This is a genomic window from Spirosoma sp. (assembly GCF_048594605.1).
Taxonomy (GTDB): Bacteria; Bacteroidota; Bacteroidia; order Cytophagales; family Spirosomataceae; genus Spirosoma.
Genome location: NZ_JBMDWV010000213.1, coordinates 21,595 through 32,917, shown reverse-complemented (window position 1 = coordinate 32,917; position 11,323 = coordinate 21,595). Strand labels below are relative to the sequence as shown.

Sequence of the window (11,323 nt, the reverse complement as noted above, 5' to 3'; positions counted from 1 at the left end):
AACGACGTAGTGCTTCCCGTATGGCGGGCGATTGACTCAGCCCCAGCCGCAGGTTAACGATGTTTAATAACTGATCGTCGTCGGGAAACGGAATGTGATAAAATACACAGCGACGCAGAAAGGCATTGGGCAGGCTTTTTTCAAAGTTCGAGGTCATAATGACCAGCACCTGGGCGTCATTCTGTGCTTTTTTGAGTGAGAAATCAAGCTCCCGAATCCGAAATTCGCCCGATTCCATTTCATTCAGCAAGTCATTCGGAAATTCGCGGGGCGCTTTATCAACCTCATCAATCAGGACAACACTGCTACGTGGTTTGTCGGCCAGGCCAGCACAGCGGCCGAGCAATGGCTGAATGCGTGGCGTCTGCAAAGCCGAACTGCTACGTCCATGCGCCAGCACGCGGGCCCGTCCCAGGGCAGTAAAATCCATAAACGCACTCGTATCTGTAAGCTCCTTGCTCCGAAAATGACTAACGGCATCGTACGTATAAAACAGATCCGTAGCCGCCGAAGTCGACTTGGTAAAAAACTCAATCGGTTCGGGCAGGAAAGCCGCTTCGGCCTCTTGCGTCTGTTCGGCCAGTACGTGTGCTACGTGGCGGGCCAGCTGGGTTTTGCCCGTTCCCGGCTCACCACTCACCAGCAGGGGTTTATCCAGTGCGATAGCCAGCTCCACTGCCCGTTGCAGACGGCTATCCATCAAATAATTGGATGGTTTCAGATCGACAGGTATACGACGAAGGGTGAGTGGCATGGTTGAGGGATTAGGGTAGTATATTCAGTAAGGGTGTATCAGCCGTTTTTCGGCGAAGATTAAACCGACTGATAAATCCGCGAATCTGCTCCTGGACCTGCCGCATGGTCAGCTGGCACGGCGGATTGAGCGTATCGGGGAAGCAGAGTTCCTGAAGCGAATACACGATTTCATCATCGCTATCAATATAGGTACGTAGCCAGTTTTCAATATCGGTTTCAGACAGCATCGTCAGTTGGGGGGCCGTCAGTACGTTGACCGACTGCACCTGTTGCTGTAATACGTCGGGCATATCGATGACAATGAACCAGAAAACCCGAACGGCTCCCACTGTTACGCTCGCCTGGGAAAATTCTTTAAAAATTTCATCCAGAAACTGATAGCCACTCTGCCATTGCACCGCATTGCTCACTGGCGACAGTAAGGCCAGCGTAGACGTATCGTTCGCTTTCAGGCTTTCCAGCAGACCAGCCGGGTCAGCTGGTGGATTCGGTTCGTTGGGGATTAATCGGTCGCAGAGTTCATTCAGCAGTCGCCGGCGAAAATTAGCGTAGGAAGCATCCATGATAAACTCATGGTAGCTCACTGGCGTTGGCTCAGGCACACCCAGGTAATACTTGCTCAATCGCTCGACCAGGCTGCGCCCCAGGTTCGTTCGGTGGCCCTGAATCAGAAAAACGTTGAACGGCTGTTTTTTCCGGACCAGGTCATAAAAGTCATAGACCTGATTGGCGCGGTCACAAAAAATTTTACGGTCTTCGGGCAGTTCACCGTCGAAATCCACGCGCGGGTTACGAACCAGCGATTCCATAACCTGAAGCGCCAGATGATACTCCGACGTAAAGCCTTCCGGATGCGACAGCCGCAGACTACCCACTTCCGCTTTTAAGGCGTTGAGCTTCGCCTGCTTTTCGGACGGTGACGGCTGGCCCGGATCATCGGCATCAGGCGGGAAACGTCCGTCGCGGTTTTCGGCCTTGAACACCAGAATTACCTTGTTGAGCGCCTTAGCCTTCTGGTATTCCTGATGGGTAATGGATAAGTCCTGCCCGTCAATCACGTACCCATACCGATTGGCGAGAATAAGTATATAAATGTCGCAATCCGCTACGTCGCGCAGACACCGGTCGAGCGGCTGCGTGTCTTCGGCTGTGTAATATTCCATACCGACGACTTTGAAATTGGGCACTTTATGGAGCGACTCCATTACCGTTTTACGATACGGCCCCAGATCACGATACGTTGACGATATGTAAACTTTATAAAAGGACACGGCAGCGGATAAGAATATCCGCTTAAAGTAGCCGCATATGGGCTAATAATCAAGCATTAAGCCTGAGTTTTTAGAAAACGGTTGACGGTTACTCTACTTACCTGCGTATTCATACAGGAAATTGGCTTTTTCCATTTGTCGGGCCTACAGTTGAGACCATTACCTCAAAACTATACGATTGACATGATCCGTCTCCGTAAATTAATTCCACGAACTCCTACCCTTCCTTTTAGAGCCTTATGCCTTACTTCGATTTACATTGTCATCCTACCTTTAAATATTCGCTCACACACGCGACCGGTCAACCAGTAACGGCTATTGAAGAGCCAATCACAATTCAGTTTACTGGATTAGCCACGCGCTTTCGTGGCCTTGCGATGTGGGCGTTCGGCGAGCCGCTCGATTCACAAAGCTGTTTCGCACAGTTGTTCGAAGGAGGATCAAACCTAATTTCACATACGATTTATTCCCTTGAGAACGCGTATACGCGTTCGTCCATCATTAGCTTATTAGGTTGTGTTTCCAATACGCTTAACAAGGCGAAAATCGATGCGATCAGGAGTGGTGTATTTGGCTATCAGGCATTAGCTCAGGAACAAATCGATACGCTTATCGAGCTGGCTCAAAACAATACGTCTATTGGGGCTGGGGGTCGTCAACTTAAAGTCATCAACGATTTTTCGGAGTATGACCCAAATGATTCTGCTACGCTTCATGTCATTCTTAACTTTGAAGGTGGTCATTGCTTCTATAAAAATCAGCTCAACAGCGGTTCAACCGTCGAGCAGGAGATTATTGATAACCTGAAAGCGCTGAAGCAACGTGGTCTTCGTCCATTATACATTACGCTGGTACATCATGCGCAGAATGCTCTGGCCAATCATGCATTTGCCGTGCCGAGTCAGTGGGCGGGTCCGGGCACAAACACCGATACTGTAGGCGGATTCAACCCGACGGGTGCTGCGATCACATCCCTTGGACGCCGGTTCATCGATGTCGCGTTGTCGGAGCAGGACGGTCAGCCGATCTACATCGATATTAAGCACATGAGCCTGGGCAGTCGGATGGATTATTATGACCTACGAAAGCAGAAATACCCGAACATACCCATCATTGCGTCGCACATAGGCGTAACGGGGCTTTCCTGGAACGATACGCTCCATCGGGGTCAACCGATTGTTCGCTGGGTTCGCCAACGGCCAGACTACGTAGAGGTAAAATACAATGACATTATCAGTTTTCCGCAAACGATTCCTCAACCATCCCCTACGAATCCGCTTCCAGCTCCAACGTCTGTTGTTACGTTCAATCCCTGGTCCATCAATCTCTATGACGAAGACATTACCGAAATTCTGGCTTCCGATGGCCTGATCGGACTCTCACTGGATATTCGAATTTTAGGTATGGGTAATGATGGACAGGTAGCCCATGAGCATGAATCCGAACGACTCAGTCTTAATGAACAACTGTTCTCGGTTATGCGACACGGGAATAACGACTTTGACCACCTTCCTGACACAAGCATACAGGCTTCGTTAGCGCATATCGAATACCTCTGTAACAACCTGTTACACATTGTACGAGTTGGTCGGAAAACCATTGGCGAAAAAGTCTGGGATCACATCTGTCTGGGTTCCGATCTCGACGGGCTTATTGTTTCGATTGAATACAAAAACAATCATCACGTCGGTGCCAGTACAATTCCTGACCTACGGGATAAGTTGAAGCAAACTCTACCCAGGGTAGCTACAAAAATGGGTATGTCGCTCATCGTAGATGGAAGCCCCAAAGAGCCGTTTCTGGAACGGGTTCTGGATAAATTCATGATCGGCAACGCGCTTCGTTTTTTGAAAACGTACTATACGAAGCCCATTGTGGAAGCGCCCGAAAGCGACCTATAAACACTACGTCCATCCCAAATAACCGCCTGACATTCAGCTTGCTTTTTACAAATTAGGCCTTTATATTCGATTGGTATTTTCTAAACGCTTATAATCATGAACCTGTTACATCGTATTGAGCACTGGGGCGATACACATCACCCCGCCTGGACAGATGCCCTGCGGATAATGCTGGGAATTATTCTGGTGCTGAAAGGTATCAGTTTTATTAGCGACACCGCCTATCTTCATAATCTGGTGGGCGGATTACATTTTGACCTGTATTCCGTAATGGCCGTTCACTACGTAGCGTTTGCTCATTTAGTGGGTGGCTTTCTGATTGCTTTGGGCTGCCTGACTCGGCTGATGTGTATTCTGCAATTACCGATTCTGATAGCGGCTGTTTTCTTCGTCAACATTCGCCAAGGGTTTTCTGCTCTGAACTCTGAGCTTTGGTTATCGCTTATCGTGCTGTTGCTGTTAATGGCTTTTACGGTCATCGGTTCCGGCCGCTTTTCAATGGACGAATACGTAAAACAACACGCTCGCTAATACATAGACTATTTGGGGCATTCATAAAAATCGCCAGAGAGATTCTCTGGCGATTTTTATTTAATGTTTTTATACAGTGTGTTTACTGATCTACCAGGGTTCTACTGCTGAAAATAATCAATCTTATCGGCGTCCACATTATTGGTAAGTAGAACCTCCTGATCGCTACCCACTAAGACAATACCGCTGATACTTAACACCCCACTAGTGCTGCCAGCGTTCATTTGCCCACTCAGCCCGACCGAGAGCTGCTCACCCCCTGCGATAAGTTGGTTAGTGTTCAGAACATAATAATCCGGATCAGAATTATCGAGAGTCCAGGCGCTGTTCTGAACGGGTTTTCCTCCTACTAAGCTTAATCCGGTATCGAGGGCTAAATTGATTTTGGGATCTTTATTAATCCTGATCGTTACTGGTCCGCTTGTGGATACTGAATTTAGCTCAAACACATCCACCACTACACTAACTATCCGGGTATTGCTCAGGCTACTTAAACGAGCATAAAGAATTGGCGTCAGATCAGACGATAATTCGTAAGCACCCATATCGACAGTGCCGCCTTGTAAGCGTAGCATCCCCGCCAGATCATTAGCAGGACCGTTAGCTGTGGTATAGGCTAAATTATTACCCTTATTGACGGCTGGTGAACCAATTTTAAGCCTTAGGTCCGTATCGGAGACGAAAGGTGAAGTAGATGTAGTGAGATTGTGAGCGCCATCGATATAATTACTAACGCCAGGCTCCAGTAGCGAATAACTTACGGTAGGACTTTGACCAGCGAACGTATTACTACTTCCATTATTCCAAAGAATACAATTTGTCAGTTGTGCATTACCATTTTGAGTATACATTACCCGCCCCATTCCCCCAGTCATACTATTTATAAAACTACAGTTAATGAATTGGGGGCTACCACCATATTCATTGTAGACTGCCCCACCATTACCAAGACTAGCATGATTTCCCTCAAAGCTACAGTTAATAATTGTAGGATGACTTGTTCCAATATTATAAATCGCCCCTCCATTTATTGTAGCTGTGTTATTCAAAAAGCTGCAGTTGATTAGTAAAGGACTACTCTGCTCGTTATTTATTCCGCCACCGGAACCAGATCCCAAAAAGCTGCAAATATTCCCAATAAAGTTGCAGTTAATAAGTAAGGGATTACTACTTAAGTTATATATACCCCCACCACCGCTTTTACCGAAATTTTCAATAAAGTTACAGTTGGTTAGTATAGGATTGCTACTTACATTGTACAATCCTCCATATGCGTGTTCAGAAGAATTCCCAATAAAATTACAATTGGTCATGGCTGGATTGCTTGTACCGCCGTTCATAGCATTATTGTAAACGCCACCACCAATATTATTCATAAACGTACAGTTACGTATCGTAGGACTACAGATGCTACCATTACTCCCATTGTTATACAATCCTGAACCATAGTAATTATTCACGCGATTAGTGTTCCCCTCCGAAACGAAAAAGCCATCCAGCACCGCTGTATTCGTCAGGCTTAACGAAGCAGGATTATAAATAACGTGATTGGTGTTATCTGTGTTAATGCCTACAGTACCAATATCGCCCGATAGTGTCGTTGTATAACTATCCGGTCTTCGTTCGCTTAAAGCAGGATTGCCACTTGCAGGAAAGCCGCCATAGATAGTTACTCCGTTTTTCAGGTGAAAGCTGATGCTGCGATCCGTACCTACGGTGGGCTTATACGTACCAGCAGCTACCCAGACCTGCTCTACGTTAGCATCATCTATCATGGCCTGTAAATCTCCGGATGCGTTAACCCATGAACTACCATCGCCACTGCCTCCTGCCTTTACGTATCGGATGGATTGCGCCCCAGCAGACATAAAACTACTAATCAGCAAAAATAAACACCCAGCTATGGCAAGCTGGTAAACGCAGACACGAAAGATCTGTTGATTCCCATTAGAAATTCGGAATAAAGATGTTGACATGAAAGAATACACGGTGTAGGTGATGGAAATACTTGTCTGAATACTATGTGAATTTATTTAAGTAAATCCATTTATCGATAAAACTTATTTATTTAACTCGAGATCCACTACCCAACACTTACAAACAACAGATTCGTTGATGCGTTAATGGTTCGTAAATAAACCAATTAGCGTTATGGCAGACAAAACCTTAGAAAAAGTCGAAGAAGAGTACAAAGATCAGCGGATTACCGACAACCAGGATAATGGTACGGGTCACGGTCAGAAAGGAAACGGTCGTAGTTCAACATCGCACAAAAGTTCGTCGAAAGGTAACCACAGTGCGGGTGGGTCAACGGGTGGCAGCAAAAGTGGGCATAGTAAGTAACCCTAACCTGCTACGTCTATGAATTTATTTATCAAGTACTACGCCCCGCAAAGTAACGGTGGCAACAGTAGCAAGAATCAGAAAGAAGAAGGTCAGGCGGGTAAAGATGGCAGCCATCAGCGCTCAACCAAAAAGACGACCGAGAAAAGCGATCCCGACAAAGTCGGGCAAAGCAAGAAAAACGCAAACAGCGTAGATTAGAAACCAACAAGGCCCGTTACGTAACGGGCCTTGTTGGTTAAAATATATATCGAATTTCACACCAGGGAATCTCTTCAAGCACCAGTTGCTCACACACGTCAATCATTTTACGCTTCAGCTGGTGATTGTACCGAATATTCCAGCCACCGTACTGACTGACCTTACTCTCCTGTAATTCAGGCACCCAGAGCAATTCTTCAGCTTTTGGATTGATGGCCAGATTGGCCTGGTGCTGCCACTGGTTATGCGTCAGGAAAATTACCTCACATTTGAGCTGCTCCCGAACTTCGGGACGTAGCGCAGCATCGAGCTGGCGGAATAACTCACGATAGTCACTGCGCCATTGCTTACCGCCATAGACGATCACCGGCGAAAAATTAACGTGTACTTCGTAGCCCGCATCGTAGAAGTCGTTGATGGCCGCAATACGTTTCTCAATGTTGTCGGTTCGTACATCCACCAGCTTGCTTACGTGGGCCGGCATCAGCGTGAAACGAATACGTACCTTTCGCTGCGGATCGAATTTCAGCATGGCCGGATTGACAAACTTCGTGGCGAAGGTTGCCTTTGCGCGAGGGTGAGCGCGATAAAATTCAAATACCTGTCGGATGCCATCGGTCAGGCTATAATCGATGGAGATATCAGAATTGCAGCCAACGTCGTAAGTATAGAATTCCGGATCGGTCTGGTTGATTGCTTTCGGCCAGGGCAAACTCATTACGTGCCGGTCGACCGAAGCAATGTTTTCCTCTACGTTGGTGAAAAGCGTGATCGGATTTACATTTTTGTGCCGATCGACGTAGCAATACGCACAACCACCAAAGCAGCCGTTCGCCAGGCTCGGTGCAATGTAGTCGGCGCTACGTCCGCTCCACTTGATATCCTGCGTTTTTAGCCGTCCCAGCACCAATACGTCCGACTTGATCTTAAAGTGGTTCATACCAAGTTCCGGCAGCCGATTATGCTGTTTCACTTCGAGTGTCTCGGCTTCGGGAAATCGCGACAAAATGGACTCGCCCCTTCCGTTAAGCGCATCGGCCGTGTACAGAATCAGGGACGGATTAAAATCAGGCATAAACAGACGTTGAGGATACATTCAATAAACGTCTGGCAGAGGGTCTTAGTTCAATTTTCTCATTATACAACCTATTGATCAACAGCCTATTAATCAAAAATTCTGCCGTTTTTACACAGAACTCATCCCGATCAATTCCTTAATAAAATTAAGTAGCGTTTGTGTCGCGCCAAACGTTATTGTCAACTGCGCTGGAGTACTTCGTCGAGTTTGGCTTTGTAAATTCGGCCAATGGGCAGCTCTTCGTTGTTAATGCGGATGTACGTAGCACTGATGGCCTGAATGTGATCCAGCGATACGATAAACGATTTGTGTATGCGAACAAAACGGTCTGGCGGGAGCTTCTCTTCCAGATAACTGATTCGCAGATAAGAGACCAGCGGGCCCGATACGGTGTGAATCCGCACGTAATCTTTTAAACTCTCGATCCACAGAATATCATCCAGATCGAGCTTGACCATCTCTTTGTCTACCTTGAAATACTGGTAGTCTTTCGCTGCTCTGACGGGTTCCTGTGGTTCGGGCTGGGCAGACGTCGTTGGCATAAATCGATAAATTTTACCTACCGATTGCAGGAACCGCTCAAACGAAATCGGCTTGACCAGAAAATCCACTACGTCGAACTCATAGCTGTCGAGCGCATACTCCCGAAAGGCTGTTGTAAAGATCACTTTTGGCCGGTAACTCAACGGACGTAGCAGATCGAAGCCCGTCAGCCGTGGCATATGGACGTCCAGAAACAGTACGTCGACTGGATGCTGCTGAAGCGATAAGAGTGCCTGTGTCGGGCTGTTGGATAGCCCTGCCAATTGCAAATCGGGCAAGCGGCCAATATAGTCTTTCAGCAAGTCAGTGGCCAGCGGCTCATCATCCAGCACAAAACAACGTATCGCCATCGGATCAAGGAAAATCAGTTGAGGTTGAATTTCAGAACGGCCAGAAACTGACTGTCTTCGGGCAAGGTGACCAGCTCGTACTGACCGGGGAACAAAATATCCAACCGTTTTTTCAGATTCGTCAGCCCCAGTCCCGACATTTCCGGGTACGTTACGTGGTCAGGTACGGAGTTCTCCACCGAAAAAACGAGTCGGTTGCTGCTCCGCGACAAATGAAGCTGAATCCAGCAATCGGTTTCGGTTTGGGCAGCTCCGTGCTTGAAGGCATTCTCAACAAACGGCAACAAGAGCATGGGTGGAATCATCACATGGCTGAAGCTCGTCAGTTCACTAAAGTTTGTCTGCACATCAAGCCGTTTACCGTAGCGGATCTGTTCCAGCGCGATATAGTCGGTCAGGTAGTCAATTTCTTTGGTCACAGGCACCGTTGCCCGATGGCTTTCGTGCAGTTGGTAGCTGAGCAGTCCCGCCAGCCGTTGCAGTAAATGCGGCATCTGGGCGGGCTGATGCATCGACACCGAGATCAGGTTATTGAGCGTGTTGAACAGAAAATGTGGCTGCACCTGCGATTGGAGCAACCGGTATTCGGCTGCAAGTTTTTCCCGCCGATACGTATCGCTAAGCTGTTGCTGCTGAAGGGCATGCCGAACCAGGTCCATCGCGACGAACAATCCGACCACCAGATGCAACTGCATGGATTCGGCCAGAATTTTAGGCCAGTACAGATAAGGTCGACTCAAACCATCCTGGAAATAAATAGGGTAAAACCAGGTGTAATTGATGGCTCGCCGGATTAGCCCGAACACCAGAATGCCACTGCCCAAACTCAGCCAGAAGCCCGCCATTCGCCCCTTTAGTAAAAACTGACGCACCGTAACCAGCAGATGCCAGTAGCCCGCCACCAGCAGCAGCGGCATATTGATCGTTATGAACCACAGACTTTGCTCAAAATTATCCGAATAGGCGCCTGTATTCAGCCATTCGAATAGAAAATAGCCCCCCCAGAAAAGACCCTGCGGCCAGATTTGCCGGTAATACGTAAGCGCACCCAGGCGTGCCATCGCTGCTGATTAATTTCACAATACGAGGATAAAATTACACCGATTTCCGAATAAAAGCCGACCGTTTTGCTCAACAACGCCCATAGCCCTCCCAACGAAAGTTTTTTACGACAAACGACCGATTTTCTCGACAAACTGCGCTCAGAAGGTTCTTTGCGTCATGTAAAGGGTGGTAGCCACCGTTGGGCTAAAATAAAAAATACGTATCCGGGCGGGCAATTCCTTTGCAACAGAAATGTTACGTATCTCATCTTTCTACAAATCAGGCTACAGCTATGTTTCCTTACAAAATTTCGTCGCTTCGCTCTGCTACTCAACCTACTACGTTGGTGGTTAATTCACTGAAACGTTCGGCCGTGATCGGTCTTGTTACGTTGCTCGTGCTGATGCAGCCTGCCAAGGCTCAGACTGCTTCACCGGTTTCGGCCAATGCGCTTACTGCGTCTGGGTCGGGCGTTAAATCATCCGTACCCGATTCCTACAAAGTCCATGCGTATGTGAATCAGACGGGAAAACTTTATCTGATTGTCGACAATCCGGAAAATCTGCGGTATAAAATTCTGGTTGCCGATCAGAAGAACCGGGCAATTTATGAGGAGTTCACGAATCACAATCAATACCGTCGCCGACTGGATTTATCGGCGCTGCCCGAAAATTCGTATCAGGTCGTTGTACTGGTCAACAATACGTCCATCCGCTACAGCATAAAAAAGCAGGATAGCCAGTTCGCTTATTCTCTCCAGTCGCAATCAGCAACCGATCCGGCTATGGATGTTCCGCCCCGGCAGACCAGCATTCCCGCACAGGTCCCCATTACGCTCGACTGATATACAGGCCAGCTAACGTCCCCTATTTAGTTAAACCGTTTTGAAACAACAGATTAATAATGGCAACGAATCAACAGCTACTCAGCGGCTTAGCCGACATGCTAAAGGCGGTAGGACATCCGCTACGTATTCAAATCGTTGCGATTCTGACCAGGGAACGTATCGTCAGTATTCCTACGCTTCAGCGTTATCTGGGCGATGTTGATCCGTTCTTTATTTACGGTACGTTACGGTATATGCACAAAAAAAGCATTGTCAAAAAGCTGCGCAAAGGACGGGAAATTTATTACGGTTTATCCGATAAAGCCATCGTAGCCGGGTTTGATACGTTCTTTCAACGGCAATTTGATCTGACAACCCGGCCCGAACTCAAACCCGACCTGCCATTGTCACGCATCTCTGGTAAGACGGCGAACAACGTGGTGACGCGTTCAGGTAACTGATCATTGCTCACAGCCATT

General features: G+C 47.7%; 12 protein-coding genes. 6 read left to right on the top strand and 6 right to left on the bottom strand.

Annotated elements, in window-relative coordinates:
* The coding region (locus ACOJS8_RS13410; protein ID WP_420149048.1) for an AAA family ATPase at window positions 1-754 on the bottom strand (754 nt) is incomplete at its 3' end.
* 10 nt (window positions 755-764) lie between these two features.
* Window positions 765-2,027 carry a DUF4062 domain-containing protein gene (locus tag ACOJS8_RS13405; protein ID WP_420149047.1) on the bottom strand — a complete coding sequence of 421 codons (1,263 nt, stop codon included), beginning with the start codon at window positions 2,025-2,027 and terminating at the stop codon, window positions 765-767.
* 239 nt (window positions 2,028-2,266) lie between these two features.
* Here ACOJS8_RS13405 and ACOJS8_RS13400 point away from each other — a divergent pair, with 239 nt between their 5' ends.
* Together ACOJS8_RS13400 and ACOJS8_RS13395 are read left to right on the top strand one after the other, a co-directional pair.
* Entirely contained in the window at window positions 2,267-3,928 is a 1,662-nt protein-coding gene (locus tag ACOJS8_RS13400; RefSeq protein ID WP_420149046.1) for a hypothetical protein, read from the top strand.
* Between the two features lie 96 nt (window positions 3,929-4,024).
* Complete coding sequence (locus ACOJS8_RS13395) at window positions 4,025-4,459, top strand: DoxX family protein (protein WP_420149045.1); 435 nt, start codon at window positions 4,025-4,027, stop codon at window positions 4,457-4,459.
* Window positions 4,460-4,560: 101 nt separating this feature from the next.
* On the opposite strand, the gene ACOJS8_RS13390 is transcribed toward ACOJS8_RS13395, so the two are convergent.
* Window positions 4,561-6,327, bottom strand: a complete 1,767-nt coding sequence (locus ACOJS8_RS13390) for a choice-of-anchor Q domain-containing protein (RefSeq protein WP_420149044.1) — start codon at window positions 6,325-6,327, stop codon at window positions 4,561-4,563.
* A 283-nt stretch (window positions 6,328-6,610) separates the two neighbouring features.
* Here ACOJS8_RS13390 and ACOJS8_RS13385 point away from each other — a divergent pair, with 283 nt between their 5' ends.
* Both ACOJS8_RS13385 and ACOJS8_RS13380 read left to right on the top strand, forming a co-directional pair.
* Window positions 6,611-6,802 carry a hypothetical protein gene (locus ACOJS8_RS13385; protein ID WP_420149043.1) on the top strand — a complete coding sequence of 64 codons (192 nt, stop codon included), beginning with the start codon at window positions 6,611-6,613 and terminating at the stop codon, window positions 6,800-6,802.
* A gap of 18 nt (window positions 6,803-6,820) precedes the next feature.
* The gene (locus ACOJS8_RS13380; RefSeq protein ID WP_420149042.1) at window positions 6,821-7,003 is read left to right on the top strand and encodes a hypothetical protein; all 183 of its coding nucleotides are present in this window, start codon (window positions 6,821-6,823) and stop codon (window positions 7,001-7,003) included.
* Window positions 7,004-7,040: 37 nt separating this feature from the next.
* Here ACOJS8_RS13380 and ACOJS8_RS13375 read toward each other — a convergent pair whose 3' ends face one another.
* From ACOJS8_RS13375 to ACOJS8_RS13365, 3 genes are all read right to left on the bottom strand, one after another.
* Window positions 7,041-8,078, bottom strand: a complete 1,038-nt coding sequence (locus ACOJS8_RS13375) for a spore photoproduct lyase family protein (RefSeq protein ID WP_420149050.1) — start codon at window positions 8,076-8,078, stop codon at window positions 7,041-7,043.
* A 182-nt stretch (window positions 8,079-8,260) separates the two neighbouring features.
* Complete coding sequence (locus ACOJS8_RS13370) at window positions 8,261-8,974, bottom strand: LytR/AlgR family response regulator transcription factor (RefSeq protein WP_420149041.1); 714 nt, start codon at window positions 8,972-8,974, stop codon at window positions 8,261-8,263.
* A gap of 14 nt (window positions 8,975-8,988) precedes the next feature.
* Window positions 8,989-10,035, bottom strand: a complete 1,047-nt coding sequence (locus tag ACOJS8_RS13365; protein WP_420149040.1) for a sensor histidine kinase — start codon at window positions 10,033-10,035, stop codon at window positions 8,989-8,991.
* A 275-nt stretch (window positions 10,036-10,310) separates the two neighbouring features.
* On the opposite strand from ACOJS8_RS13365, the gene ACOJS8_RS13360 reads away from it, so the two are divergent.
* Both ACOJS8_RS13360 and ACOJS8_RS13355 read left to right on the top strand, forming a co-directional pair.
* A complete protein-coding gene (locus ACOJS8_RS13360; protein ID WP_420149039.1) occupies window positions 10,311-10,862 on the top strand; it encodes a hypothetical protein in 552 nt (183 codons plus the stop codon).
* 59 nt (window positions 10,863-10,921) lie between these two features.
* Window positions 10,922-11,305 (top strand): hypothetical protein, encoded by a 384-nt coding sequence (locus ACOJS8_RS13355; RefSeq protein ID WP_420149038.1) that lies wholly within the window; start codon window positions 10,922-10,924, stop codon window positions 11,303-11,305.
* Window positions 11,306-11,323: the final 18 nt, after the last annotated feature.